Genomic DNA, 25,015 nt, shown 5'->3' with positions numbered 1-25,015 from the left:
GGATGGATCCTTCGCGGCAACAAGCGCGAAAAAGCCTCCGCCGAATCGAGCCCGCATCGCAAAAACCGCCCCGCGGCATTAGCGCTGCGGGGCGGTTTGGTGTGCGAGGAGGCGTCGTTAAGCGTTACTCCACGACGGAGTTTGCTCCTACTGCGTGGCTAAACAGGTCGGGCAGGGTGGCGGCCCAGGCCTGCTCGAGCTCGGCCATCGCTACCTGAGTGGTGTCGTTGACGCTGAAGACCCCAGAATCGTTGGTGGAGCCCAGGACGGCCACGGGCACGCCCGCGTCCTGTGCGCGCTGCACCAGCGAGTCGGCGTGATCCTTGGTGGTGGCGACGACCACGCGGGAGGCGGACTCGGAAAGCAGGGCGACGAATTCGTCCTCATGGATTCCGGTCGTGTCCAGCTCCACGCCGCGGCCAGTTCCCTGAACCATTTCGAAGACGGCCTGGAAGATGCCACCCTCGGATACGTCGTGGGCAGCGGTGATGCCGGCGGAGGCGCCCTGGAAGAAGTCAGCCAGGCGGGCCTCGTTGGCCAGATCCACCTGGGGCGGGAGGCCGGAGAGCTCGTCGCCGACAACCTCTTGCCAGATGGAGCCACCGAACTCATCGCGGGTCTCGCCCAGGACCAGCAGCGTCTCCGGCTCGTCCACGGAACCCAGTGGGCGGCGGATGGTCTCGTGCACGTCGTCGATCACGCCCAACACGCCCACCACGGGGGTCGGCAGGATCGGCTCGTCACCGGTCTGGTTGTAGAAGGAGACGTTGCCGCCGGAGACGGGGATGCCAAGTTCGACGGCGCCGTCGGCAAGCCCATGCACGGCCTCACGGAACTGCCACATCACGTCGGGGTTCTCCGGGGAGCCGAAGTTGAGGCAGTTGGTGATCGCAACCGGGGTCGCTCCTGCAACGGCGACGTTGCGGTAGGCCTCGGCAAGGGCCAGGCGAGCGCCCATGTTCGGGTCTAGCTTGGTGTAGCGGCCGGAGGCATCTGCGGAGATAGCAACACCGCGGGAAGTTTCTTCGTCGATACGCAGCACGCCGGAATCGGCATACTGCGCCTGGACCGTGTTGCCGCGCACGTAGCGGTCGTACTGCTGCGTGATGTAGTCGCGCGAGCACAGCGCCGGGGAGGCCACTATGGCCTTGAACGCGGCGGCCAGGCTGTCCGGGCGAGTAACCGGGCGCTCGCGCTGCAGGTCATCCTGCCAATCCGGACGGGCGTAGGGGCGCTCGTAGACCGGGGCCTCGTCGGCGATGGTCGACGGCGGGGCATCCAGGACAACCTCACCGTTGTGGGTGATCACCAAGCGATCCTTCTCGTCGGTCACCTCACCGATCTCGGCGACGGTGACGTCCCACTTCTCGCAGATGGCCAGGAACTTGTCCACGTTCTCTGGGGTGACCACGGCGCACATGCGCTCCTGGGACTCGGAGGCCAGGATCTCAGCGGCGGACATCTCGGCAGCGCGCAGCGGGACGGCGTCCAGGTTCACACGCATGCCGCCGTCGCCGGAGGCGGCCAGCTCGCTGGTGGCACAGGCCAGGCCCGCACCACCGAGGTCCTGGATGCCCACAACCACGCCGGCGGAGTAGAGCTCGAGGCAGCACTCAATGAGCACCTTTTCTGCGAACGGATCGCCGACCTGGACGGCCGGCAGCTTGCGCTCGGCGCCATCCTCGAAGGTCTCGCTAGCGAGCACGGACACGCCACCGATGCCGTCCAGACCCGTGCGGGAGCCAAAGAGCATGACCTTGTTATCCACGCCGGAGGCGAAGGCGAGCTTGAGGTCTTCCACCTTCAGCGTGCCCACACACAGGGCGTTGACCAGTGGGTTTCCGGCGTAGGTGGCGTCAAAGACGGTCTCGCCACCAATGTTGGGAAGACCCAGGGAGTTGCCGTATCCGCCCACGCCATGGACAACACCCGGCAGCACACGCTTGGTATCCGGGGCATCGGCCGGGCCGAAGCGCAGCTGGTCCATGACGGCGATCGGGCGAGCGCCCATGGCCATAACGTCGCGGACGATCCCGCCCACTCCGGTGGCCGCACCCTGGTAGGGCTCCACGTAGGAGGGATGGTTGTGGCTTTCCACGCGGAAGGTCACCGCGTTGCCGTCTCCGATGTCGACCACGCCGGCGTTCTCGCCGATACCGGCCAGCAGCTTGGCATTCATCTGCTCGGTGGCCGTCTCGCCGAAGTAGCGCAGGTGCGTCTTGGAGGACTTGTAGGAGCAGTGCTCGGACCACATCACGGAGTAGACGGTGAGCTCCGCGTCCGTGGGGCGGCGACCCAGAATCTCACGGATGCGGGCGTACTCGTCGTCCTTCAGGCCGAGCTGAGCGTAGGGCTGCTCCTGATCCGGGGAGTCAACCGCGGCGGCCACGGTGTCGTTGTGAACAGTCATGTGCGACTCCTAGCGAACAGAAGAGGTGATAGCGGACAGGGCGGAAGTGAACATGTCCAGACCATCGACGGACGGTCCGGTCAGCGTCTCGATGGCGTGCTCCGGGTGCGGCATGAGACCGACTACGCGACCGTTTTCGCTGCAGATACCAGCGATGGCGTCCAGCGAGCCGTTGTAGTTATCCGTGTAGCGGAACACCACGCGGCCTTCCTTGTTGAGCATGTCCACGGTGGCTGCATCTGCCTGGAAGCGCCCCTCGCCGTGCTTTGCCGGCACGTAGATGCGCTGGCCTTGCTCGTAGTTGCTGGTCCACGCCGTCGAGGCGTTGGCCACCTCGAGGTAGGTGTCCGTGCAGTGGAAGAGCAGGTTTTGGTTGCGAGTGATGGCACCCGGCAGGAGTCCGGCCTCGGTAAGGATCTGGAAGCCGTTGCAGATGCCCAGCACCGGCATGCCCTTACGCGCTGCCTCGACCACGGAGGTCATGATCGGGCTAATCGCTGCAATAGCCCCGGCGCGCAGGTAGTCACCGTAGGAGAAGCCGCCAGGCACAACGACTGCATCGACGCCGGAGAGATCAGTGTCTGCGTGCCAGAGCGATACGGGTTCGGCACCGGCTAGGCGGACCGCGCGAAGCGCGTCGACGTCGTCAAGCGTGCCGGGGAAAGTAATTACGCCAATGCGTGCCGTCACTGGGTCACCTCGATGGTGTAATCCTCGATCACGGTGTTGGCCAGGAGGGTGGAGGCGATGTGGTCCAGCTGCTCCTGCGTCACGGTCTCGTCGACCTCGATCTCGAAGCGCTTGCCCTGGCGCACATCCATCACTCCAGAGACACCGATGCGCCCAAGCGCCTGGATAACAGCCTTTCCTTGCGGATCCAAGATCTCCGCCTTCGGCATGACATTGACAACTACACGGGCCATGGAATTCCTAACGTTTGCGTATCCAGCCGGGCCGCTGGCCGCGACCCGTGGTGAGTGCTCACACGGTGGACAAGTCTAAACGGCAAAGCCCGCGGAGGAATAACGCGACCGGGGCGCGAACTCATCCCCGAGGCTCCCTAGATGACACTTCGGTAAAAACAGCGTGAACACCATGTGGAATTCCCAGGATCTCCAAATGTTTCGCCCAGCGGAGTAATAATTTTCGGCATATAAAAATCACGTTCCGTCCTCATCATGCTCGAGCTGTCATCCAAGGAGAACTTGTGAGCCTTCGTCCCCTCGCACTGGCCGTGGCCTGTGGCGTGTGCACCCCACTGGCTGTTGTCCCCACTGCCCTCGCTGCCCCTGCAGGCACCGTCGTTATTTCGGAGGTGTACGGCGGAGGCGGCAACTCCGGTTCCGTGTTCTCCAACGACTTTGTTGAGCTGTTCAACCCCACCGACCAGCCCATCGACCTCAAGGGCTGGACCATCGACCAGCAGTCGGCCGCCGGAAACACCGGCAAACTGCACTCCCTGACCGGTACCATCCCGGCCGGCGGCTACTACCTCATCCAAGGCGCTGCGGGCGCGAACCCCAGCACCGCACTCCCGGCTGCGGACGAGGAGGGTAGCTTCAACTTCTCTGGTACTAAGGCCGTCGCAACGCTTCTCGACGCCTCTGGCAACCCCGTTGACCTCGTCGGCTGGGGAGATGCCGCCGAGTTCGAGGGCGCTCCGGCAGTGGGGACCTCCAACAAGACCTCCATCCAGCGCACCAACCCGGGCGCGGACACGGACAACAACCAGGCTGACTTCGTGGCCGGTGCTCCGACCCCGCAGGGCAGCGGCTCTACCGGCCCGACTCAGCCGACAGACCCGACCGATCCCACTGACCCGACTGAGCCAGTCACCCCGGTCGAGCCCGGCGCGATCCTGCCGATCTCCGAGATCCAGGGAACCGGCGAGACTACCCCGTTCGACGGCAAGGTGGTCACCACCGAGGGCATCGTCACCGCGGTGTACAACGAGGGCGGCAAGGACGGATTCATCATCCAGACCGCCGGCACACCGGACCCGGCGGCCACCGCCTCCAGCGCGCTGTTCGTGTACCTCGGCTCCCAGGGCGTGTACCCCACCGTGGGTCAGGCAGTGACCGTGACCGGCACCGCCGGCGAGCACTACGGCACCACCCAGCTCAAGGACGTCACCGTCTCCCCCGCACAGGGCCTGGACCCGGTGACCCCGCTGGACATCACCGTGTTGCCCGCCGAGCGCGAGCCGCTCGAGCACATGTTGCTCAACATCACGGGCCAGTACACGGTGACGGACAACTACCAGATCAACAGCTACGGCGAGGTCGGGCTTGTCGACGGCACCACTCCCCTGCGCCAGCCCACCGACGTGGTGACGCCGGGCGCCGAGGCAACCGCCATGCAAGCCGAGAATGATGCCCGCCGCCTGATTCTGGATGACGGCCGCACCCGTAACTACAGCCGCAGCGACCAGCAGACCCCGCTGCCCTACCTCATCCAGAACGGCGGCACCACTACGGCCCCGCTGCGCGTGGGCGACGGCGTCGACTTTGCCCACCCGGTGGTGCTCGACTTCGACCACGACCAGTGGCGCCTGCAGCCGACCCAGCCGGTGACCGGCAACACCAACACCGCGGATCTGCCGATCACCTGGCAGAACTCCCGCGAGGCCGAGCTGTCCGCGATGGATTCGGTGGCCGGCGACACCTCGATCGCCGCGTTCAACGTGCTCAACTACTTCACCACCCTCGGCGAGGACGTGCCGGGCTGCGATTCCTACACCGACTCCAAGGGGGCGCCGGTCACCGCCCGCAACTGCGACGTGCGCGGCGCTTACAGCCAGCAGGCCTTCGAGGATCAGCAGCGCAAGATCGTCGCCGCGATCAACCGCATGAACGCTGACGTCGTGTCCCTCTCCGAGATCGAAAACACCGCTACCGTGACGGGTGATGTCTCGCGTCGCGACGAGTCCCTTGCCCAGCTGGTCGATGCTCTCAACGCCGCCGCCGGCGAGCAGCGCTGGGCCTACGCCAAGTCCCCGGCCACCCTGCCGGCCAGCGAGGACGCGATCCGCGTGGCCTTCATCTACAATCCGGCCAAGGTCGAGCCGGTCGGCGAGTCCCGGATCTTCGATGACGGCGCATTCACCGGCACCGCCCGCCAGCCGCTCGCCCAGCAGTTCAAGTCCACCCAGGGTGACTCCACCTTTGTGGCCGTGGCCAACCACTTCAAGTCCAAGGGCTCGGTTGCCTTCGACGACAAGGACACCGGCGACGGCCAGGGTAACAACGCCAACCTGCGCGTCTCCCAGGCCAAGGCTCTGCTGAGCCACCTCAACGCGCAGAGCGATTGGGCCGATCAGCCCGTGTTCATCCTGGGTGATTTGAACTCCTACTCCCAGGAGGATTCCGTCAAGGTGCTCGAGGAGGCCGGCTTTGCCAACTTGGGCGAGGAGCCGACCTACCTGTTCGGTGGCCAGCAAGGCTCCCTGGACCACGCCCTGGCTAACCCGAAGGCTCAGGAACTTGTCGCTGACGCACGCGTGTGGAACATCAACGCCGACGAGTCGATTGCCTTTGAGTACTCGCGCCGCAACTACAACGCCGTCGATGTCTACGACGACTCGCCTTTCCGTTCCTCCGACCACGACCCGATCAAGGTTGGACTGAACCTGGGCGGCACCAGCCAGCCGGCCCCGGAGCCGCAGCCACAGCCGCAGCCTGAGCAGGGCCAGTCTGGCCTGTCCAGCCTATTCGGCTCCTCATCGCTGCCGTCGCTGTCCTCGCTGTCCTCCCGCGGCTCTAGCTCGAGCTAGAGAAACGCCGCATAGTCGGCGGGCTGAGCGCCCGCCGCACGCGCCGCCCGCGCAGCACCCACGAAGTCCTTCACGGTCTTCTTATCCCGCAAGTTCCTCGCTGAGATGGACAAGCGGATCGAGTTGCCGCGGGCGGCTCCTCTTTCGGCGGCCCGAATGACCCCGGCGCGCCACCAGGACGCAGCTCCGAAGCCCTCGCCGATGGAGAGGTTTCGGCAGGCATAAAAGTCCTGGTTGCGTAGGTTGTGGATGCCCTTGGTAGAGGCCGCGAGCGTGAATCCGAACTCGGGCAACACCGAGAGCGTTCCGGCGGACATGCGCCAACGCGGGGGTGCAAACAGAGGCGTTTCAAACCCCAGCGAGCTCATCTGCCGCGTCGCGCCCTTCAAGCGCAGCCGTGCCTCGTAGGCATCCAGGGAGGCGAACTCTGCGCGTCGCCCCTGCACGGCCTTGTCAAAGCCGTTGAGGATGAGGGGGCGGCCTTCGTCGCAACGCTTCTTCAGCCATGTGCGCACCTGCTTATCCTTAGCCAGATGCCAGCTGCCATCGATGTGCGGGGCGACAAGCAGCGAGACAGGAATGTCCGCCGCGTCAAGCTTGGCAAGCAGTGCGTCTACGTGCTCCACGGTGTCGTGGAAGATCGAGGAGACGGAGACGAGAAGTTTGCCTGACACGGCGGACATTATCGCACGCCTAAGGCGAATGCGCTGGGCTAGTGAGCGTGCTCCCCTTCCACTGCGGGGACGAATGGGTCGTCGCCACGCAGCACCTCCTTAACCCGATCCAGATCCACGGTCTGGGTCCAGCGACCGACCAGCAGCGTGGCCACAGAGTTGCCGGCGAAGTTGGTCAGAGCGCGGGCCTCGGACATGAAGCGGTCGATGCCCACGATGACGCCCACGCCGTTGAGCAGCTCTGGCCGGTGGACCTGAAGGCCGGCGGCCAGGGTTGCCAGGCCAGCGCCGGAGACACCGGCTGCGCCCTTGGAGGCGATGATCATGAAGACCAGCAGGCCGGCCTGCTCGCTCAGGCTCATCGGCATGTTCATCGCATCGGAGATGAAGATCGCGGACATGGTCAGGTAAATCGCGGTGCCGTCGAGGTTAAAGGAGTAACCGGTGGGAACGACGATGCCGACGGTGGAGCGGTCCACGCCTAGGTGCTCCATCTTGCGCATGAGGTTGGGCAGCGCGGACTCCGAGGAGGAGGTGGCCACGATGAGCAGGAACTCGCGTCCCAGGTACTTGCACAGCGAGAAGATGTTTACTCCGGTGACCACCTTGAGGATCAACCCCAGCACACCAAAGACGAAGATCGCGCACGTGATGTAGAAGGCGAGCATGAGGATGCCCAGCTGGATCACGGCCTCCATACCGGTATCTCCCACCACACCGGCGATCGCACCAAAGGCACCAATCGGGGCCAGCCACAGGATCCACGACAGGATCTTGAACACCACTTGTTGCAGCTTGGTGATCGCCCCGATAATCGGCTCGCCCTCCTTGCCCAGGGCTTGTACCGCAAAGCCCACCAGGAGTGCAATGAACAGGACCTGCAGCACAGAGCCAGAAGTGAATGCTGAGAAGAACGTCGACGGCAGGATCTGATCGACCAGACCGTGCGAGCCCTCGGCGGACTTTTCCAGGATCTTCTCTCCCTCGCCACTCGAGCCAGCGATGTCCAGACCCTCGCCCGGCTTGAGCAGGTTACCGACGAACAAGCCGATCGCCAGGGCGAAAGTGGACATGGTGAGGAAGTAACCCAGGGCAATACCGCCGGCCTTACCGACTGTGGCGGCGTTGCGCACGGATCCCACACCAATAACGATGGTGCAGAAGATGACCGGGGCGATGATCATCTTGATGAGTTTGACGAAGGTGGTTCCCAGCGGTTTGAGTTCCTTCGCCACGTCGGGCGCCACAAGCCCCACGATGATGCCACCAATAACCGCGACGATCACTGCGATATAGAGCCAGTGGGTGCGGTCTTTCCGCGGTGTTGATGAAGACATGTTGAGGGCCTTTCCATCCCAGGCATTTTTCTTCATCATAACGCCGCGCTATCGCATTAATTGGTGGAATTCACCCCCGCCTTTGCTTTGTCGATAACCCAGGCGTACTCAAAGGCCGTCTGGCGCCACTTTTCATAACGGCCCGACACTCCACCATGGCCGGCGGCCATCTCCGTCTTGAGCAGGAACTGCCCACCGGTTGCCGTGGCGCGCAGCTGGGCGATCCACTTTGCCGGCTCCACATAGAGCACGCGGGTGTCATTGAGACTGGTCACCGCAAGAATGTCCGGATAATCCTGCGCCGATACGTTCTCGTAGGCCGCGTAGGAGGCCATGTAGTCATAGACCTCGGGATCATGGAAGGGGTCCCCCCACTCATCCCACTCCGTGACGGTAAGCGGAAGCTCGGGCATAAGCATGGACGTCAGTGGATCGACGAAGGGGACGATCGCCTGGATGCCCGCGAATTTCTCGGGTGCCATATTGGCGATTGCACCCATCAGCATTCCGCCGGCGGAACCGCCTTCGGCGACCAATAGTTTCGGCTCGGTCATGCCGCGCTTGATCAATTCATCAGCAGCCGCAATGAAGTCGGTAAAGGTATTCTTTTTTCTCAATCCCTTGCCGTTGTCATACCAACGCCGTCCCATCTCTCCGCCACCGCGGATATGGGCGATAACGAAGATCATCCCCCGATCCAGCAGGGAGAGGCGAGAGACCGAGAAGGTCGGATCCATGCTGGCTTCATAGGACCCATAACCGTAGAGCAGCGTGGGGCGGGGCGAGCTCACATCGAGGTCGACTCGATGCACCACCGAGAGTGGGATCTGCTCCCCATCGGGGGCGGTAGCCCACAGGCGGTAGGCGGTGTACTTCGCGGGGTCATAACCGCCGAGCACTTCCTGAGACTTCAACACTTCCCGCTCGCCCGTGGCCACCTCGAGCTCCAACAGTTGGGTGGGCTGAGTCAAAGAGGTGTAGGTCAACCGCAACTTCGGGGCCTCCCACTCCGGATTGGCCGCAACCCCACACGTGTACAGCTCTTCGTCGAACTCCACGGGCTCGAACTGTGTAAATCCGTCCGAGCTCAGCCGCATGATGGCTACCCGCCCGATAGCACCGGAGCGGTAGTCCATGACGATGTGCTCCGCGAAGGTGTCCACGCCCTCGATGCGCTTGTCGTCATCGTGCGCTACGAGCTCGTTCAGTTCGCGCAATGCCGGCAGCTGCGTGCCCACGGCGCACTCGGCGACGGCGAAGTTAGGGCCGGTGGCGTTGTGGGTAACCAGCCAGCGATCCTCCCCCGCCACGACCGCATGGTCCACGGCGTATTCCACACCGGCCTCGCGCGGCCACAGCACCTCGAATTCTGCCTCCGGGGTATCCACGGAGGTGTAACGCACCTCGGTGGTGATCTTCGAGCCGCTTTCGATGATGAGGAACTTTTCGCTGCGGGTTGCCCCGATTCCCACGTTGAACGCCTCGTCGTCCTCGCGGTAAACCAACACATCCTGCTCGCTGGGGGTGCCGATGCGGTGACGCCACACGGTGTCCGGGCGCCAGGCCGCGTCCACGCGCTGGTAGAAGAGGTACTCCTCCCCGGCCCACGTCGCGCCGTAGAAGACGTCAGTAATGACGTCGTCCAGCAGCTGTCCCGTCTCCAGATCCTTGACGTACAGCGTGAAACGCTCGTCGCCCTCGGTATCCACGGAGTACGCCAGGTAACGCCCCGAGACCGTCACGCTCGAGGCACCCAGCGAGAAGAACTCGTGCCCCTCGGCCATCTCGTTGAGGTCCAGCAAGATTTCCTCGTCGGCGGGGCGAGTGTCCTCTTCAATCACCGTCGGGGTCCAGGGGTCTGCGCTAGCCGAGGCCGGCAGGCGGCAGGATTGCCCGTAGCTCTTGCCTTCTTCGGTGCGCCCGTAGTACCACCAGTCCCCCGAGCGCACGGGAACGGACATGTCCGTCTGCTTCACACGCGACTTGATCTCGCCGTAGATCTCCTCGGTGAGAGCCTCCAGGTGTTTAGTCTGCTCCTGGGTGTAGGCGTTTTCCGCTTCCAGGTACTCCCGAGTCTCGGGAGCATCCTTCTGCCGCAGCCACTCGTAATTGTCCACAAACTCGCGTCCGTGGAACGTGCGGGTGACAGGCTTCTTCGCGGCAATGGGTGGGAGTTGTTGTGACATGGGGGCGAGGATACACACGCGTATCGACGCCCCTGCACACCTCAACGGTTAAGAACCGCTGACTACACGCACTTGCCGACCCATTCGCAGAACTTCTCACCACTGAGTCGTTCGTACGCCTCGATGTAGCGTTCCCGAGTTGCTTCGACCACGCTTCCAGGCAGGGCGGGTGGCGGAACATCCGAGTTCTTGTCCCATCCAGACTTCGGCCCGGTGAGCCAGTTGCGCACGTACTGCTTGTCAAAGCTGGGTTGGACCTGCCCCTCCCGGTAGCCCTCGGCCGGCCAGTAGCGGGAGGAGTCGGGGGTGAGTACTTCGTCGGCAAGCGTGAGCGTACCGTCGCTGTCCAGGCCGAACTCGAACTTGGTATCGGCCAGGATGATGCCGCGACGCTCGGCGATCTCGGCGGCCTTGCGGTAGATCTCCAAGGAGGTCTCGCGCAGCTCCTGGGCGCGGGCCTCACCTAGGCGATCCTCAACCGCACTAAAGGGCACGTTCTCGTCGTGGTCACCCAGCTCCGCCTTGGTGGCCGGGGTGAAGATGGGCTCCTCGAGCTTGGAGGCCTCCGTCAGTCCCTCGGGCAGCGGAACTCCACACACCTGCTGGTTCTCCCGGTACTCCACCAGGCCAGAGCCGGTGAGGTAACCACGCACCACGCACTCGAAGGGAAGCATGCGCAGCTTCTTCACCACCAGCGCGCGTCCTAGGACCTCCTCCGGGATGCGGGGGTCCTCGGCATCACCTGCGAGATGGTTGGGCACGTCAAGCTGATCGAAGAAGAACATGCTCATTGCCGTGAGAACGCGCCCCTTATCGGGGATCTCCGGGGTCAAAACATGGTCGTACGCTGAAATTCGATCAGTGGCGTACATCAGCAGATGATCATCGTCGATCTCGTAGAGTTCGCGGACCTTACCTGCAGAAAGGTGGTTGTACTCGGACAGCTCAGGGCGCATGAAAGGGGATTGTATTCCTGTGGCCCCCTGCACGCGAACGAGCCACCTGTATATGATCTATGCCACAGGCGAGCTTATGGCCTGCATCACATTCGAGTCTATCGAAAGGCTTTACTATGAACAGCGCTATTCGATTTGGCACTGCAATGGGCGCAGTACTCGTCGCCTCAGCAGGCTTGGTCGCCTGCTCTGGAAACGACGAGAAGACCGCTGAGGCCAGCTCTACCACCGCGGCTCCCACGACTGCCGCCACCACCACGGAAACCAGCGCGACGTCTACGACAGAGACGACGACATCTCACCCGATCCCGGCCAACGTGCCGCAGGAGTACGCCGCGCCGGATACCCAGATGCCGCTGGGCCAGCTCCTGCGAGTCGGCGTGAAGAACCACAAGGACCAGGTCTTTGACTGGGCGGTAGCACCCACCGAGATCAAGACTGTAAGCAAGGCGGATGCCGAAAAGCACGTCGGCGGTCCCCTGGCGAAGGGCGAGGGCTACGACCAGCTCTCGGAGATCAAGTGCGTCATGATCGACGCCGTCTACCTCGGCCCCGCCGACAAGGCAACGCCGGCCGACGCCACGGTGAAGGAGCCGGACTTCAAGGTTTATACCTCCGGCTACGACTTCGCCAACGAGCTTTTGCCCATGTCCGCGGGATTCCTCGAGACTGCCTGCGGCATCCCCGAAGAGGACCGCATCGGCGATTTCCACCCGGAGGTGGGCAAGACCTACAAGGCCGCCGCCGTGGGCTTTGACACCGGAGCCAACGACGGCCCCACCGGCGCCAAGTTCGACGGCGACGAGGAGACCATCCCGTCCGGCCCCATTGTCTGGTCTAACTAGAGGATCTCTCCGGGGCGGTAGTTAGCCGCCTCCGGGTGATCGCCCACCAGCTCGCGGATGCGCGTGAGTACGTGAGCAACCTGGGGCTCCGCTGCTCCAATAAAGGCGTGGCGATCCGCCAGCGCCTGCTCGAGCTCCGCCTCCCCCAATGGGAATGCGCTGTCCGCCGCCAAGCGCTGGACCAGGTCCTGCTCACCACCGTTCTCGCGCATGTTCAGCGCCACATCAACCGCGTGCTTCTTGATGATCTCGTGAGCCTGCTCGCGCCCCACGCCCGCGCGCACGGCCGCCATGAGCAGACGGGTGGTGGCCAGGAACGGCAGGTAACGCTCGAGCTCCCGCTCGATCATGGCGGGGAATGCACCGAACTCCTCGAGGACGGTGAGCATGGTCTCCAGCATTCCGTCGATGGCGAAGAAGGCGTCAGCCAGCGCTACTCGACGCACAACAGAGCACGCCACGTCGCCCTCGTTCCACTGAGAACCGGCCAGGTCAGAGACCATGGTCAGGTAGCCACGCAGGATGACCTGGAAACCGGTGACGCGCTCGCAGGAGCGTGCGTTCATCTTGTGCGGCATGGCGGAGGAGCCGACCTGGCCCTCCTTGAAGCCCTCGGTCACCGTCTCGTTGCCTGCCATGAGGCGAATCGTGGTGGCCAACGACGACGGTCCGGCACCGAGCTGCACCAGGGCGGACACGGCATCGAAGTCCAGCGAACGCGGGTACACCTGCCCCACAGAGTCAAAGACAGAGCGGAAGCCCAGGAAGTCAGCGATGGAGCGTTCCAGGCTGGCGAGCTTGTTGTTGTCGCCACCCACCAGGTCCAGCATGTCCTGAGCAGTGCCCATCGGGCCCTTGATGCCGCGCAGCGGGTAGCGGTTGAGCAGATCGTCGATACGCGCCAGAGCAGTCAGAATCTCGTCGGCGGCGGACGCAAAACGCTTGCCCAGAGTGGTTGCCTGGGCGGCAACGTTGTGGGAACGCCCTGCCATGACGAGGGACTGGTACTGCTCGGCACGCTCGCCGACACGTGCAACCAGAGCAATCGACTTATCGCGCACGAGCTCCAAAGAGCGGTAAATCTGCAGCTGCTCGACGTTTTCGGTCAGGTCGCGGCTGGTCATGCCCTTGTGGATGTGCTCGTGACCGGCCAGCGCATTGAACTCCTCAATGCGGGCCTTCACGTCGTGGCGCGTTACCCGCTCGCGCTCGGCGATGGAGTCCAGATCGACCTGATCCAGCACACCTTCATAAGCACTAATGGCAGCAGCGGGGATGTCGATCCCCATGGAGCGCTGCGCCTTCATCACAGCTACCCAGAGCTGGCGCTCCAAGACGATCTTGGTATCGGGGCTCCAGATTTCTGCCATCCCGTGGGAGGCATACCGGTGCGCGAGGACGTTTGTAATCGGTTTCTTCGTAGCCACGGCTTACGAGCTTATTGCACGGAGGGAATATGCACCTCACCACGCGCAGCCTTGGCTCCGATATCGCGGCGCACAAAGGAGCCCGGCAGGTTGATGCGATCCACGCGCTCGTAGGCCGCGGCCAAGGCGTCCTGCAAGGTCTTTCCCTTGCCCATGACGCTGAGCACGCGTCCACCGGCGCTGACCAGCTGCTCACCGTCGAGCTTGGTACCGGCATGGATGGCTTGAGAGGCGTCGTTAAGCCCCTCCCCCGAGATGGGGTCCCCCTTGCGTGGGGATTCCGGATAGCCTTCAGCGGCCACGACCACGGTGGCAGCAAAAGCATCCTCCCACTCCAGCGCGGGGATCTCTGACAGGGTTCCCGTCGCTACCGCGTGCAGCGCCTGGCCCAGCGAGGAGCGCAGCAGGGACAGCACCGGCTGAGTCTCGGGATCGCCGAAGCGAGCGTTGAACTCGACCACCTGCGGGCCGGCGCTACCCCAGGCCGCGCCGACGTACAGCAGCCCCTGATAGGGAGTTCCGCGACGCACCATCTCTTCGGCAACCGGTTGGGCAATCTCGCGCACGATCCGCTCGACGCCGCCCTCGGGAAGCCAGGGAAGCGGCGTGTACGCACCCATGCCTCCGGTGTTGGGGCCCTCGTCGTTGTCGTAGGCACGCTTGTGATCCTGCGCCGGCAGCAGCGGAACCACCGTGGTGCCATCGACCAGGCAGAACAGGGAAACCTCGGGCCCGTCCAGGAAGGATTCCAACAACACCGGATTTCCAGCCGCGAGAACCGCATCCACATGGGCCCGCGCCTGCCCGCGATCCGGGGTGACCACCACGCCCTTGCCGCCAGCCAGACCGTCATCCTTGACCACGTACGTCGGACCGAAAGCGTCCAGCGCAGCCTCAATGTCTTCTTCTCGCGTATCGACGTGCAAAGCCTGCGCCCGGGCGGTAGGAACACCGGCTGCCTCCATGACCTCCTTGGCAAAGGCCTTCGAGCCCTCGAGACGAGCGGCTGCCTGAGACGGGCCGAAAACAGCGATGCCTGCCTCGCGCAGAGCGTCAGAGACACCGGCCACCAGCGGAGCCTCCGGGCCGATCACGGCCAGCTCCACGCCTAGCTCCTTGGCGAGAGCCACTACGGCAGTGGCATCAGTAGCGTCCACTGCATGACACGTGGCCAGCTGGGCAATGCCAGGGTTGCCCGGCGCGCAGTGCAGGTCAGTGGTGTGGGCATCACGGTGCAGAGCAGCGACCAGGGCGTGCTCGCGCCCGCCGGAACCTAAGACGAGAGTTTTCATAGTCACTCATCCTAGACTTAGCGAGTATGAGTAGCGTGTTCACCAAAATCATCAACGGCGAGCTCCCGGGCCGCTTTGTCTACCGCGACGAGGACGTCGTCGCCTTTCTCACCGTCGAGCCGATTCGCTACGGCCACACCCTGGTCGTTCCAGTGGCCGAGGTGGACAAGTGGACCGACCTAGATCCGCACGTTTGGGCCAAGGTCTCCGCCGTCGCCCAGCGCGTAGGCGCGGCAATCACGTCTGCCTTCGACTGCGAGCGCGCCGGTGTGGTCATCGCCGGGTTTGAGGTTCCTCATACGCACATCCATGTCTTCCCAGCCAATGGCATGGCCGGCTACGACCTCTCCTCTGTGATGGCGATGGACGAGACGGATGCAGACGAGATGGACCGCGCCGCCGAAAAGATCCGTACCGCGCTCGAGCGGGTCTAGCGCTGAGCGTTTTCCGGGTTGAGCAGCCGCGGCAGCCTCACCCGGAAGGTCGAGCCCTCACCCAGGGTGGAATCAACGACCACGGTGCCGCCGTGCTGCTCCACCAGGGACTTGACGATCGCCAAGCCCAGGCCCGAACCGCCACCTGCCCCGCGGGAGCGGGAGGAGTCCTCGCGGTAGAAGCGCTCGAAGATGTGCTCGGACACCTCGGGTGCCATCCCCTTGCCGTTGTCCTGGACTTCGAGGACTACGTCGCGATCGTCATTGCGCAAGGTGACCGTGACCTCTGCGTCCTCGCCCGCATGTCGCAGTCCGTTGGTGATCAGGTTCAGCAGCACCTGGTGTAGGCGATCGGGATCGCCGTTGACCACTGGCATCGTCTCGGCCTCATTGACCACCTCAACCGTACGGCCGGCAAAGGCGGCTCGAGCGGAACCGCGGGCAGCCAGCGCGACCTCGAGCAAGTCGACCGGCTGCAATGAGAGCCGAGAGCCCTCGGCGCGGGTGAGCGCGAGCAGGTCCTCCACCAGCAGCTTCATTCGTCCGGATTCGGCATCGATCTTGTCAAAGACCTTGTCCACATCATCCGTCGCCCCCGAGCGGTACAGCTCGGTATAACCACGCACACTGGTCAGCGGGGTTCGCAGCTCGTGGGAAGCATCGCCGATAAACCGGCGCATCTGCTCCTCCTTATGCTGCAGAGTCTCAATGGATCGCTGCAGGCGCGCGAGCATCACGTTCAGTGCCGCGGAAAGCCGACCAACCTCAGTGCTCTCCGGCCAGGTAGGCACACGGCGATCCAGGTCTCCGGCAGCAATGGCGCGGGCGGTCAGCTCTACCTCTCGCAAGGGCGTAAGCGCGCGGCGAATAAATAACGCGCCCACCATCGCCATGAGCGCCAGGACGATCAGGGCGATGAACAGCTGGGCAAGCACGAGAGCACGGATCATCAGGTTCTCGCGCTCGAGGGACTTAGCGACGATGGTGACCCCGTCCGAGGTGGTCACCCCCATGGCACGCCATTCCACATCCTGCCGTGACCCGGGTAACGAGTCGACGGTGGTCGGGCCGGCGTCGATACGCAATTCCCCGAAGTTAGGGCGCGTATCCCCATAGTTCAGCCACACCTGGCGCCCGGTGGAGGTAATTTGCAGGACAGCGAAGTCGCTGGGTGGGCCGACGGCTACGCCCGACTCGTAGAGCTCAGGGTTTCTCACCCATCCCTCGAGGCTGGCGGATAGATCGGTGTCCACGCGCTCCATGAGAACGCCACGCATAACGGTGGTCACAGCGATAGAGCTGCCGATCAGACCAATCGAGGAAATCACCACGATGATGACCACCAAGAGGGTCTGCAGGCTGAAGACCCGGCGCACGGCCGGGGTTTCCGGAGTTGCTTCTCTGCCCTGGTAGGGGTTTTCTGCCGACGTCACAATGACTAGCCGGCCGCTTTAGGTGCGCGGGGTTCGCAGCACGTAACCCACACCGCGCACGGTCTGGATCAGTGGAGTGTCACCGGTGTCGATCTTGCGACGCAGGTAGGAGATGTAGGACTCGACGACGTTGCCGTCGCCGCCAAAGTCGTAGTGCCACACATTGTCCAGGATCTTGGTCTTGGACAACACCACCTCGGCATTGAGCATGAGGTAACGCAGGAGGTTGAACTCGGTGGGAGAAAGCTCGATGATCTGCCCCGCCTTGGTCACCTCGTGGGTGTCATCGTTGAGGGTCAGGTCGGCGTAGCGGATGGTGCCATCGCCTTCGGACTCTTCGCCCACCGCACCACGACGCAGGATCACGCGCAGTCGGGTGATGACTTCCTCCAAAGAGAAGGGCTTGGTCACGTAATCGTCCGCACCGATAGTCAGGCCATGGATGCGATCTTCCACCGCGTCCTTAGCCGTGAGGTACAGAACCGGACCATCTAGGCCCTCATCGCGGAGCTTTCCCAGCAGTTCAAAGCCGTCCATGCCCGGCATCATGACGTCGAGGATGAAGGCGTCGGGACGCACCTCGCGCGCCACCTCCAGGGCCTGCTGACCGGAGTCAGCGGTAGAGACCTCGAAACCCTGGAATTTTAGGCTCACGTTGAGCAGATCGACGATGTTGGGCTCATCATCGACGACGAGGACCTTAATGGCGGCGTTGTTCTCAGACATGACGCTAGTTAACACCTTTGCACTGCTGGTGGACTGAAAGCATTCTGACGGTTAGCTGAATGCTACTCCGGCTTTACTTCTGCCCCAGCGTACTCCGCGACCTTCTCACACAGCCCCTTCTTGTACTCCGGGCAGGCCATGGTCCAGCCGTCCTTTTCGACGAAGAAGATGTTGGTGTGGGTCTCTTCCTTGTTCATGCCGCTGTCCTGCAGGAACTTCTTGTCCTTGCCCAGCGCGAGAATGGACAGGCCACAATCGACGCCCTCGCCATCCTTAAACTGCTTGGTGGAGCAGTTGGCCTCTGGGTCAAGCTTGTTGATGGACGCCCTGGCCTCGGTAGCAGACTTGAAGCCTGCGTACGGGGCCAGCGGGGCATTCGGGTCGAAGAGCTGGGCCTCGGCCTTGGATTTCTCCTCGTCCGCCTTCTTCTGGTCCTCCTGCTGCTGGTAGTAGGCGTCGATGTCCTGCTTCGAGGTGTTTTCAGGGTGCGGCTTGGAGGTCATCTTGAGGGGCTCAACCCCCTGCTGGCACGCATCCTCCATACCAGTGCAGGTACCCACGACCTGTTCGCCATCCACAATGAAAAGGGAACCCAAGAATGCCTGCCGGAGCTGGTCCTCGCTCATGGACTTATCAGCCTGGGCAGTCTGCTCGACGCTCGCATCGACGTCTGCGTTTCCAAACTCCTCGGCGCTGGCGAAGTCCTTCTTCGAGGCGAACTTGTAGGCGGCAGTCAGACCGGACTCCGGCTTGGAACTGCACGTCAGGGTCGTCTTTCCTGCCACGGAGTCAGGCATTTCGAAGCAGTTCATCTTGGACGCGAAGTCCGCATTGTCCGTGATGGCCTTCAGCTCAGCCGAGGAGCCGCCGGAACCGGCAGCGCCACCACCCGGCTGAGCTGCGTTATCCGCTCCCGAACAACTAGCCAATAAACCTGCGCACGCGGCTACAACCGCAATTGTGATCCGTTTCATAAAACCGGACACTAGTACGGCTAATCGATTTGCGCACGAAATCTTATGGTTTTCACAGCAAATTGTTCTTTTCGATGGTTGCCGCTGCTCCAATGTGACGCAGGTTCGAGCGAGCCAGGTCGATCATCGCTCCCACGCCACCACCAAAGACGGTCTTGGCCGCTGCGCGCGAGAAGCCCATCATCATGTCCCACGTGATGTTCGGCGGGATAGACAGGGCATCGGGGTCGGTGACGACGTCGATAAGCACCGGGCCGGGGTGCGCCATGGCACGCGCCAAGGTGTCGCGCAGCTGCGCCGGATCCTCCACGCGGAAGGACTTGATCCCGATTGCCTCGGCGATCTGCGCGAAGTTCACGCCCTCGTGGTCGGTGCCGAAGTGTGGCAGGCCGGCCACCAGCATCTCGAGCTTGACCATGCCCAGGGTGGAGTTGTTGAACACCACCATCTTGATCGGCAACTGGTGCAGCTTTACGGTCAGCAACTCTCCCAGCAGCATGCCCGTTCCACCATCACCAGAGAACGTCACCACCTGACGGTCGGGGTTGGCAGCCTGCGCACCGATGGCCTGCGGAATCGCATTGGCCATGGTGCCGTGCTTGTAGGAACCGATGTCCATGCGCTTGCCGTTCGGCGTGATGTAACGCGCCGCCCAGACATTGCACATACCAGTATCCACGGTGAAGATCGCGTCGTCGCTGGCCAGCTCGTCCACCAGAGAAGCCACGTACTCCGGGTGGATGGGCTTGAGCTCATCGGCCTTACGCGTGTAGGCCTCCACCACGTTCTCCAGGGCATCGGCGTGCTCGCGCAGCTTCTTGTCCAGGAAGGAACGGTCGGTCTTTTCCTCAATGTGCGGCAGGATGTTGTCCAATGTGGCGGCAACGTCGCCCACGACGGGGTACTTCACCGTGGTGCGGCGACCGATGTGGGAGCCATCGACGTCGATCTGCGCGACGTTCTTGGACGGCAGCCAATCCTGGTACGGGAAGTCCGTGCCCAGCAGGATGAGCAGATCCGCATCGTGCATGGCCTCGGTGCAGGCACCGTAACCGAGCAGACCGGACATGCCCACGTCGTAGGGGTTGTCGTACTGGATGAAGCGCTTGCCGCCAAAGGCATGGCCAATCGGCGACTTGATCTTCTCGGCCAGCGCGAAGACCTGCTCGCGCGCGTTGGCCACGCCGGCACCGCAGAAGAGGGTGACGGTCTTGGCCTCGTTGATCGCGTCAACCAGGCGAGCAGCCTCGCGAGCGTCCGGGTAGACCACTGGCCGGCCCTGAGCGATCACCGAATCGGTGAAGGTGTCATCTGCAGCTTCCAGGCCCGAAACATCACCGGGGACCACGATCACGGACACGCCGTTTCCGGCCATCGTCGACTGCAGGGCATTGTGCAGAATGCGAGCGCCCTGGTCAGCGGAGTGTGCGACCTCGCAGTAACCCGAGCACTCCTGGAAGATGTACTCCGGGTGCGTCTCCTGGAAGAAGGAGGTGCCGATCTGCAGGCTGGGGATGTGGCTGGCGATAGCCAACACCTTGGCGCCGTTGCGGTGGGCGTCGTAAAGCCCCTGGATCAGGTGGGTGTTTCCCGGGCCGCACGATCCGGCACACACGGCGAGATCGCCGGTGGTCAGGGAGTCGGCACCCGCGGCGAAGGCAGCGGCCTCCTCGTTACGTACGTGGATCCACTCGATGGAGGACTTGCGCACCGCATCCGAGATGGGGTTCAAGCTATCTCCCACCAAGCCATAAATGCGCTTGACCCCCTGCTTTTCGAGGGTCTCCACCAGTTGCTGGGCAAAATTTCTAGCCATAGCTACCGTCCTGAGAAAAAATTCGCGGATAATGCAGTCCCCCAGTGTTCTCTTTTCCTCGGCGTCACGCCAGATTGCTGGTCAGACGCTAAAGTTGGTGCCCATGAGAAACCGCGCCGTCGTGTCATGGGCGGTGTGGGACTTCGGCTCCGCCGCGTTCAACGCCGTGCTGATCACCTTCATCTTCTCCGTGTACCTCGTGGAGTCCGTAGGTACGCAGATCCACAGCGCCTTCACCCCCGCCCAGTGGCTTTCCTTCGCGCTGGCGCTCGGAGGCATCGCCGTGGCCCTGATAACCCCGATGATGGGGCAGAGAAGCGATCTGCACGGTCGCCGTAAACGAGCGGTGGGCGTATGGACGTGGATCACCGTCGCCCTGATGGCGGCACTGTTTTTGGTCAGCAATACCGGCCCGCAGTATTTCTGGCTGGGTCTATTTCTCCTTTCTTTAGCCTCAGTAACTTTTGAATGCGCCGAGGTGAATTACTTCGCCCAATTGAGCCAGATTTCAACGCCTAAAACGGTCGGTCGAGTTTCCGGTTTCGGCTGGGCCATGGGATACGTAGGCGGGATAGTTCTCCTACTGCTGTGCTACGTATTCTTCATTTCGGGCGACGGCGGCGTGCTGGGCATTCCCACGGAAAATGGGTTGAATATCCGCGTGGTCGCGGTCGTGGCTGCAGCCTGGTTCGGGCTCTCCTCAATCCCGCTATTGCTGTTCGTCCCCGAGTCCACGCCGGCGTCCACGCATCCCGGCAGCATCGCGGATTCTTACCGGCGACTCTGGAGCGAACTCAAGCAGTTGTGGCACCTGGACCGCAACGCAGTCCGCTTCCTCATCGCGTCTGCCATCTTCCGTGACGGCCTCGCCGGAGTATTTACCTACGGCGCGATCCTCGGCGTCAGCGTGTACGGATTAAAACCCGCTGACGTGCTCATATTCGGCATCGCCGCCAACATCACCGCCGCCGTTGGTGCGCTGCTGGGAGGGCTTGTCGACGACCGATTCGGCCCCAAATCCGTCATCATGGCCTCTTTGCTGGCGCTCATCGCATGTGCCGGGCTCCTCTTCGCGGTCGATGGACCGGTGGCCTTCTGGATCCTGGGCCTTTTGCTGTGCGTCTTTGTGGGTCCCGCCCAATCTTCGTCCCGGTCGCTATTGGCCCGCATCGCCCCGGCAGAGCGCAGCGGCCAGATGTTCGGGTTCTACACCACCACCGGGCGGGCAGTCAGCTGGCTAGCGCCCTTGGCGTTTAGCGCAATGGTTTCCCTGGGTGGTGGGAGTGACCGCTATGGAGTAATTGGAATCGGGATAATTTTGGCAGCAGGCGCGGTTGTGTTGGCTTTTGTCGCAGATCCAACGAGGGCGCAAAGTGCATCTCAGGTGGATCACACAATCAGGGTCCAAAAGTAGATAGCGCCGCCCGGTGACCGGATGCCAGAGTGAAGTCATCGCCTCGAAGAACAAGAAATTCGAAGCGATTCACACTTCATCGACCGGAAGGTAAACATCATGTCTGATCTCGTTTCTGGCCTCGGAGAGAACGTCAGCGGCATCGTCACCGCCGCCATCGACAACAACTGGACTGGCCTGGTCAAGTCCATCTTCGGCACCCTGGGCGACGTACTGGACCTGGGTTCCTCCGCTGCTGACTCCTCCTCGGCATCTGACGCCGCAACCGCCTCTGACGCTGCGACCACTGCCGACTCCGCTACCTCCGCTGACCTCTCCTCCGCTTCCGACGCGGCTGAGACCACCGAGGCAGCCACCACTGCAACGACCGCAACCGAGGCTGCTGAGAAGTAATCCGCTTTTCTCCTCGCATACATAACCAAACGCCCCGTACCTGCCGGCTGGTACGGGGCGTTTAGCGTTGTGGAGCTCGGCCTGAACCGGTTAGCCCCACGTCATGACTCTTTATCAACATCGGTTTGGCGTTGTTCGCTGTGGGAACTTCTGCAGTCACTAAGATTTGTGCTGGTTGAGCGCGCAAATTTGAAATTGTCGCGAACCTAGAGCAGTCGATCTTATGAACCTGTGTATGGAGGTGATTGGTCAAGATGCCTGGAAGGTACAAGCCAATGGGGCTTGAGATGTTGCCGTCTAAGCATTATGCGGTGTGGCGCGAGGATCGTGCCGAGGGCACTGCTTGGGTCTACTCCGTTGGAGACAAAGTCGCAGTGGTGAAGTTTGACGGGGAAAAGATCTTTTCCGCGACGTCGAAGTTTCTGATTGACGTCGACGCAGCTGATTTGAGTGATCAGATGCAGGACTTCATCTGCAACTGCGCTGATCGTGACGTCCCCATTGACCAGGCGCGTGAGATGTTCCTGAAGCGCTTCGGCCCGCCTGACCTGATCCTCAAGGTCGCGGATGTAAACGACGTATCCCCTGAGGTGCGCGCAGCCGTTGGGTTTTAGGCAAAACGCCTGGTCAGATTCGCTGTTTAAGCGGTTTTAAACGCCTGAGGGTGGACGGGTGACTTCCGTGCGCTAGGCCGGCCGCCTGATAAAGAGTGCCGCTTTTTAGGCGGTTTTTTGGAGGCTTTACCCCCAATCCCCTAAGGGCGAAACATTCCCCAAGCGTTTAACCTGGGGTTTTGGAGCTGGAGATGGGACTTGAACCCACAACCTACGGTTTACAAGACCGTTGCGCTACCAATTGCGCCACTCCAGCATCGTCGAGAAGCGATTGCAGCATTCTCGGCTGAGATGAGAGTGTAACCGACGCGCGAGTGAAACCCACACTTGCCCAACCAACTAGAGTTCACAGCAGTTTTATTTGTGGTCCTAGGTGAACGGTGGTGGCCCGCCCGTGTCCGTTTTTCAGCGCCTCAGTGCGCTTCTTCCCGGCTCCGGCCGACTCGCAACAGTCGATACCGCCCGTGCTGCTCCGCCGCCCTCTCCCCTGGCGCCGATCGACCTGCAGGACCCCAAGCAGGTGGCCGGAATCATGGAGATCGGTGCGCGTGTAGGAGACATCCTGTTGTCCTCGGGCACGGGAAACCAGGACGTCCGCGCCCAGATTCGCGCGGTGACCGCTGCGTACGGTCTGTGGTACTGCCACATCGCTATCACGTTCAACACCATCACGATCGCGACCACCATCGGCAATGACGAGCGCACCCCGGTGCAGATTTTCCGCGTCTCCCGAAAGTTCGAGACCGACTTTTCCAAGCTCGCCGAGGTCGACCGCCTGATCCGCTCGATCCAGGCTGGTGCAACCACCCCGGCGGTTGCCGAGCGCGTGCTCGATGAGATTGAGGCGCGCCCGCGTGACTATGGCTTCAAAACGGCCATGTGGGGCTGGGCCCTCTTGGGTGGCTCCGTCGCGATCCTGCTGGGTGGTGGCCTGTTCGTCGCCGCGGTCGCGTTTATCACGTCGCTGGTGATCATCGTCATGAACGAGGTGCTGGCCCGGCGCGGAATGCCCGACTTCTTCCTGCAGATCTTCGGCGGAGTGGTAGCCACACTGCCCGCGGCGATCATTTATGAACTTGCACAAATGGCAGGGTGGCAGATCAAACCCAGCCAGATCATTGCCTCCTGCATCATCGTGCTGCTGGCCGGTTTGTCCCTGGTGCAGTCGCTGCAGGACGGGATGACGGGTGCCGCGGTGACCGGCTCCGCCCGGTTCTTTGACACCCTCCTCATGACCGCCGGAGTGGTGGCAGGCGTCGCCCTCGGGCTAAAAGCAGCGGGATTTGCCGGCATCGTCCTTCCACCCATGGAGGCGACAAGTCCACCCAACTTCACCTCCCGCGTGGTCATGGTGCTGGCCTCGGCGGTAATTTGTGCCGGCTTTGCCATTGGCTGTTACGGCGAACGCATGGCCGTGTGGGTTTCCGCTGCCGCGGGAATCCTGGGCGCTTCGGTGTACTACTTCGTGTTCTTTCCCCTGGGCGTCGGTGTGGTCACCGCCTCCGCGGCATCGGCAGCCGTGGTGGGTCTGGCCGGTGGCCTATTGGCACGCCGCTTCCTCATCCCGCCGCTGATTACGGCGATCTCGGGCATCACGCCGTTGCTACCGGGCCTCATGCTCTACCGCTCGATGTACGCCCTGGTCACCGAGCAGACGCTGCTGGGCTTTACCAACCTCTTTTTGGCACTCGCCATTGGCGGATCGCTGGCTGCCGGAGTGGTCCTCGGCGAGTGGACAGCTCGTCGCATCCGTCGCCCGCAAAAGTTCAAACCCTATGCCGCTTTACGACGCGCGCGCCGCTTCTCCTTCCAAGCACTCGCCCGCGCGCAGCGTGCCGGTTCCACGCGCGGGCGCATGCCCAAGCGACCGCGCTAAATAGCGTAGAATGAACTATCTGCTACATCCAGACCGCACACGATCAGGAGTTTTACGTGCCGCCGAAGGTCCATGACACCCGCCCGAGCGCCGAAGAGATCGAGGCCATCGAGTCGGAGACCGCCAGCAACGCTCGCCGCATCGTATCCACGTACGCCGAAGACTACTTCGACGCCGTCACGCTGATGTGCATGCTGGGCGTTGAGCCCACCGGTCTGATCCACAAGAAGGTGGCTGAAGAGATCGCCGCCGAGCAGGCTGAGGCTCCGGCCAAGAAGTCGACAAAGAAGACCACCAAGAAGGCGACCAAGGCCGCCAAGAAGACCACGAAGAAAACGACCAAGAAGGCCACGAAGAAGTCGACGAAGAAGACGACCAAGAAGGCCGCCAAGAAGACCACCAAAAAGAGCGCTGACAGCGAATAACAAGGAGCTGG

General features: G+C 62.7%; 21 protein-coding genes and 1 tRNA gene. 8 read left to right on the top strand and 14 right to left on the bottom strand.

Translation table 11 applies throughout. The features are described 5' to 3' along the window. Positions 1 to 124: 124 nt before the first annotated feature. From purL to purS, 3 genes are read right to left on the bottom strand one after another with little or no spacing between them, the layout of a single operon-like run. On the bottom strand, positions 125 to 2,410 hold the full coding sequence (purL, locus tag FHE74_RS08720) for a phosphoribosylformylglycinamidine synthase subunit PurL (RefSeq protein WP_139466122.1): 2,286 nt from the start codon (positions 2,408 to 2,410) through the stop codon (positions 125 to 127). Positions 2,411 to 2,419: 9 nt separating this feature from the next. Next, positions 2,420 to 3,100, bottom strand: a complete 681-nt coding sequence (gene purQ / locus FHE74_RS08715) for a phosphoribosylformylglycinamidine synthase subunit PurQ (RefSeq protein WP_139466121.1) — start codon at positions 3,098 to 3,100, stop codon at positions 2,420 to 2,422. After that, positions 3,097 to 3,333, bottom strand: coding sequence for a phosphoribosylformylglycinamidine synthase subunit PurS (gene purS, locus FHE74_RS08710; RefSeq protein WP_139466120.1), 237 nt, complete (start codon positions 3,331 to 3,333; stop codon positions 3,097 to 3,099). Before purS ends, purQ begins: the two co-directional genes overlap by 4 nt. Positions 3,334 to 3,617: 284 nt before the next feature. On the opposite strand from purS, the gene FHE74_RS08705 reads away from it, so the two are divergent. Next, the gene (locus tag FHE74_RS08705) at positions 3,618 to 6,182 is read left to right on the top strand and encodes an ExeM/NucH family extracellular endonuclease (protein ID WP_246049247.1); all 2,565 of its coding nucleotides are present in this window, start codon (positions 3,618 to 3,620) and stop codon (positions 6,180 to 6,182) included. Here FHE74_RS08705 and FHE74_RS08700 read toward each other — a convergent pair. The 4 genes from FHE74_RS08700 to FHE74_RS08685 all read right to left on the bottom strand — a co-directional run bounded on the left by FHE74_RS08700 (position 6,179) and on the right by FHE74_RS08685 (position 11,335). Continuing rightward, positions 6,179 to 6,856, bottom strand: coding sequence for a DUF2334 domain-containing protein (locus tag FHE74_RS08700; protein ID WP_139466146.1), 678 nt, complete (start codon positions 6,854 to 6,856; stop codon positions 6,179 to 6,181). The two genes, FHE74_RS08705 and FHE74_RS08700, sit on opposite strands and share 4 nt — an antisense overlap. Before the next feature lie 38 nt (positions 6,857 to 6,894). Beyond that, on the bottom strand, positions 6,895 to 8,193 hold the full coding sequence (locus FHE74_RS08695) for a cation:dicarboxylate symporter family transporter (protein ID WP_246049246.1): 1,299 nt from the start codon (positions 8,191 to 8,193) through the stop codon (positions 6,895 to 6,897). A gap of 56 nt (positions 8,194 to 8,249) precedes the next feature. Next, a complete protein-coding gene (locus FHE74_RS08690; protein ID WP_139466117.1) occupies positions 8,250 to 10,379 on the bottom strand; it encodes a S9 family peptidase in 2,130 nt (709 codons plus the stop codon). Between the two features lie 62 nt (positions 10,380 to 10,441). Further along, positions 10,442 to 11,335 (bottom strand): phosphoribosylaminoimidazolesuccinocarboxamide synthase, encoded by an 894-nt coding sequence (locus FHE74_RS08685; RefSeq protein WP_139466116.1) that lies wholly within the window; start codon positions 11,333 to 11,335, stop codon positions 10,442 to 10,444. 116 nt (positions 11,336 to 11,451) lie between these two features. On the opposite strand from FHE74_RS08685, the gene FHE74_RS08680 reads away from it, so the two are divergent. Next, positions 11,452 to 12,180, top strand: a complete 729-nt coding sequence (locus FHE74_RS08680) for a hypothetical protein (RefSeq protein WP_139466115.1) — start codon at positions 11,452 to 11,454, stop codon at positions 12,178 to 12,180. Here FHE74_RS08680 and purB read toward each other — a convergent pair. Both purB and purD read right to left on the bottom strand, forming a co-directional pair. Further along, a complete protein-coding gene (purB, locus tag FHE74_RS08675) occupies positions 12,177 to 13,607 on the bottom strand; it encodes an adenylosuccinate lyase (protein WP_139466114.1) in 1,431 nt (476 codons plus the stop codon). The genes FHE74_RS08680 and purB overlap by 4 nt on opposite strands. Positions 13,608 to 13,618: 11 nt before the next feature. Further along, positions 13,619 to 14,899 carry a phosphoribosylamine--glycine ligase gene (purD, locus tag FHE74_RS08670; RefSeq protein ID WP_139466113.1) on the bottom strand — a complete coding sequence of 427 codons (1,281 nt, stop codon included), beginning with the start codon at positions 14,897 to 14,899 and terminating at the stop codon, positions 13,619 to 13,621. 26 nt (positions 14,900 to 14,925) lie between these two features. Here purD and FHE74_RS08665 point away from each other — a divergent pair, with 26 nt between their 5' ends. Then, on the top strand, positions 14,926 to 15,333 hold the full coding sequence (locus FHE74_RS08665; RefSeq protein WP_139466112.1) for an HIT family protein: 408 nt from the start codon (positions 14,926 to 14,928) through the stop codon (positions 15,331 to 15,333). On the opposite strand, the gene FHE74_RS08660 is transcribed toward FHE74_RS08665, so the two are convergent. From FHE74_RS08660 to FHE74_RS08645, 4 genes are all read right to left on the bottom strand, one after another. After that, on the bottom strand, positions 15,330 to 16,766 hold the full coding sequence (locus FHE74_RS08660) for a sensor histidine kinase (RefSeq protein WP_246049245.1): 1,437 nt from the start codon (positions 16,764 to 16,766) through the stop codon (positions 15,330 to 15,332). The two genes, FHE74_RS08665 and FHE74_RS08660, sit on opposite strands and share 4 nt — an antisense overlap. Positions 16,767 to 16,784: 18 nt before the next feature. After that, a complete protein-coding gene (locus tag FHE74_RS08655) occupies positions 16,785 to 17,492 on the bottom strand; it encodes a response regulator transcription factor (RefSeq protein WP_139466111.1) in 708 nt (235 codons plus the stop codon). Between the two features lie 62 nt (positions 17,493 to 17,554). After that, the gene (locus FHE74_RS08650; protein ID WP_139466110.1) at positions 17,555 to 18,466 is read right to left on the bottom strand and encodes a hypothetical protein; all 912 of its coding nucleotides are present in this window, start codon (positions 18,464 to 18,466) and stop codon (positions 17,555 to 17,557) included. A gap of 52 nt (positions 18,467 to 18,518) precedes the next feature. Then, on the bottom strand, positions 18,519 to 20,282 hold the full coding sequence (locus tag FHE74_RS08645) for a pyruvate dehydrogenase (RefSeq protein WP_139466109.1): 1,764 nt from the start codon (positions 20,280 to 20,282) through the stop codon (positions 18,519 to 18,521). Between the two features lie 103 nt (positions 20,283 to 20,385). On the opposite strand from FHE74_RS08645, the gene FHE74_RS08640 reads away from it, so the two are divergent. From FHE74_RS08640 to FHE74_RS08630, 3 genes are all read left to right on the top strand, one after another. After that, positions 20,386 to 21,696: an MFS transporter gene (locus FHE74_RS08640; protein WP_139466108.1), complete on the top strand. Its 1,311-nt coding sequence runs from the start codon at positions 20,386 to 20,388 to the stop codon at positions 21,694 to 21,696. 99 nt (positions 21,697 to 21,795) lie between these two features. Further along, positions 21,796 to 22,089: a beta-class phenol-soluble modulin gene (locus tag FHE74_RS08635; RefSeq protein ID WP_139466107.1), complete on the top strand. Its 294-nt coding sequence runs from the start codon at positions 21,796 to 21,798 to the stop codon at positions 22,087 to 22,089. Positions 22,090 to 22,364: 275 nt separating this feature from the next. Further along, positions 22,365 to 22,703 (top strand): hypothetical protein, encoded by a 339-nt coding sequence (locus FHE74_RS08630; RefSeq protein WP_139466106.1) that lies wholly within the window; start codon positions 22,365 to 22,367, stop codon positions 22,701 to 22,703. A 180-nt stretch (positions 22,704 to 22,883) separates the two neighbouring features. On the opposite strand, the gene FHE74_RS08625 is transcribed toward FHE74_RS08630, so the two are convergent. Beyond that, positions 22,884 to 22,959: transfer RNA gene (locus tag FHE74_RS08625), tRNA-Thr, on the bottom strand. 138 nt (positions 22,960 to 23,097) lie between these two features. Between FHE74_RS08625 and thrE the strand changes: the two genes are divergently transcribed. Both thrE and FHE74_RS08615 read left to right on the top strand, forming a co-directional pair. After that, a complete protein-coding gene (gene thrE, locus FHE74_RS08620) occupies positions 23,098 to 24,579 on the top strand; it encodes a threonine/serine exporter ThrE (RefSeq protein ID WP_139466105.1) in 1,482 nt (493 codons plus the stop codon). A 56-nt stretch (positions 24,580 to 24,635) separates the two neighbouring features. Further along, the gene (locus FHE74_RS08615) at positions 24,636 to 25,004 is read left to right on the top strand and encodes a hypothetical protein (RefSeq protein WP_139466104.1); all 369 of its coding nucleotides are present in this window, start codon (positions 24,636 to 24,638) and stop codon (positions 25,002 to 25,004) included. The last annotated feature ends 11 nt before the right edge of the window (positions 25,005 to 25,015 follow it).

Source organism: Corynebacterium tapiri (genome assembly GCF_006334925.1).
Taxonomy (GTDB): domain Bacteria; phylum Actinomycetota; class Actinomycetes; order Mycobacteriales; family Mycobacteriaceae; genus Corynebacterium; species Corynebacterium tapiri.
The sequence above is the reverse complement of the archived record's forward strand: the minus strand, read 5'-3'. Positions and strand labels throughout refer to the sequence as shown.

Coding starts and splice junctions, on each gene's coding strand:
- FHE74_RS08645 (WP_139466109.1), bottom strand. CDS start 20,282: ATGGCTAGAAATTTTGCCCAGCAACTGGTGGAGACCCTCGAAAAGCAG.
- FHE74_RS08665 (WP_139466112.1), top strand. CDS start 14,926: ATGAGTAGCGTGTTCACCAAAATCATCAACGGCGAGCTCCCGGGCCGC.
- FHE74_RS08650 (WP_139466110.1), bottom strand. CDS start 18,466: ATGAAACGGATCACAATTGCGGTTGTAGCCGCGTGCGCAGGTTTATTG.
- FHE74_RS08630 (WP_139466106.1), top strand. CDS start 22,365: ATGGGGCTTGAGATGTTGCCGTCTAAGCATTATGCGGTGTGGCGCGAG.
- purD (WP_139466113.1), bottom strand. CDS start 14,899: ATGAAAACTCTCGTCTTAGGTTCCGGCGGGCGCGAGCACGCCCTGGTC.
- FHE74_RS08695 (WP_246049246.1), bottom strand. CDS start 8,193: ATGTCTTCATCAACACCGCGGAAAGACCGCACCCACTGGCTCTATATC.
- purL (WP_139466122.1), bottom strand. CDS start 2,410: ATGACTGTTCACAACGACACCGTGGCCGCCGCGGTTGACTCCCCGGAT.
- FHE74_RS08640 (WP_139466108.1), top strand. CDS start 20,386: ATGAGAAACCGCGCCGTCGTGTCATGGGCGGTGTGGGACTTCGGCTCC.
- FHE74_RS08635 (WP_139466107.1), top strand. CDS start 21,796: ATGTCTGATCTCGTTTCTGGCCTCGGAGAGAACGTCAGCGGCATCGTC.
- purS (WP_139466120.1), bottom strand. CDS start 3,333: ATGGCCCGTGTAGTTGTCAATGTCATGCCGAAGGCGGAGATCTTGGAT.
- FHE74_RS08655 (WP_139466111.1), bottom strand. CDS start 17,492: ATGTCTGAGAACAACGCCGCCATTAAGGTCCTCGTCGTCGATGATGAG.
- FHE74_RS08690 (WP_139466117.1), bottom strand. CDS start 10,379: ATGTCACAACAACTCCCACCCATTGCCGCGAAGAAGCCTGTCACCCGC.
- FHE74_RS08685 (WP_139466116.1), bottom strand. CDS start 11,335: ATGCGCCCTGAGCTGTCCGAGTACAACCACCTTTCTGCAGGTAAGGTC.
- FHE74_RS08680 (WP_139466115.1), top strand. CDS start 11,452: ATGAACAGCGCTATTCGATTTGGCACTGCAATGGGCGCAGTACTCGTC.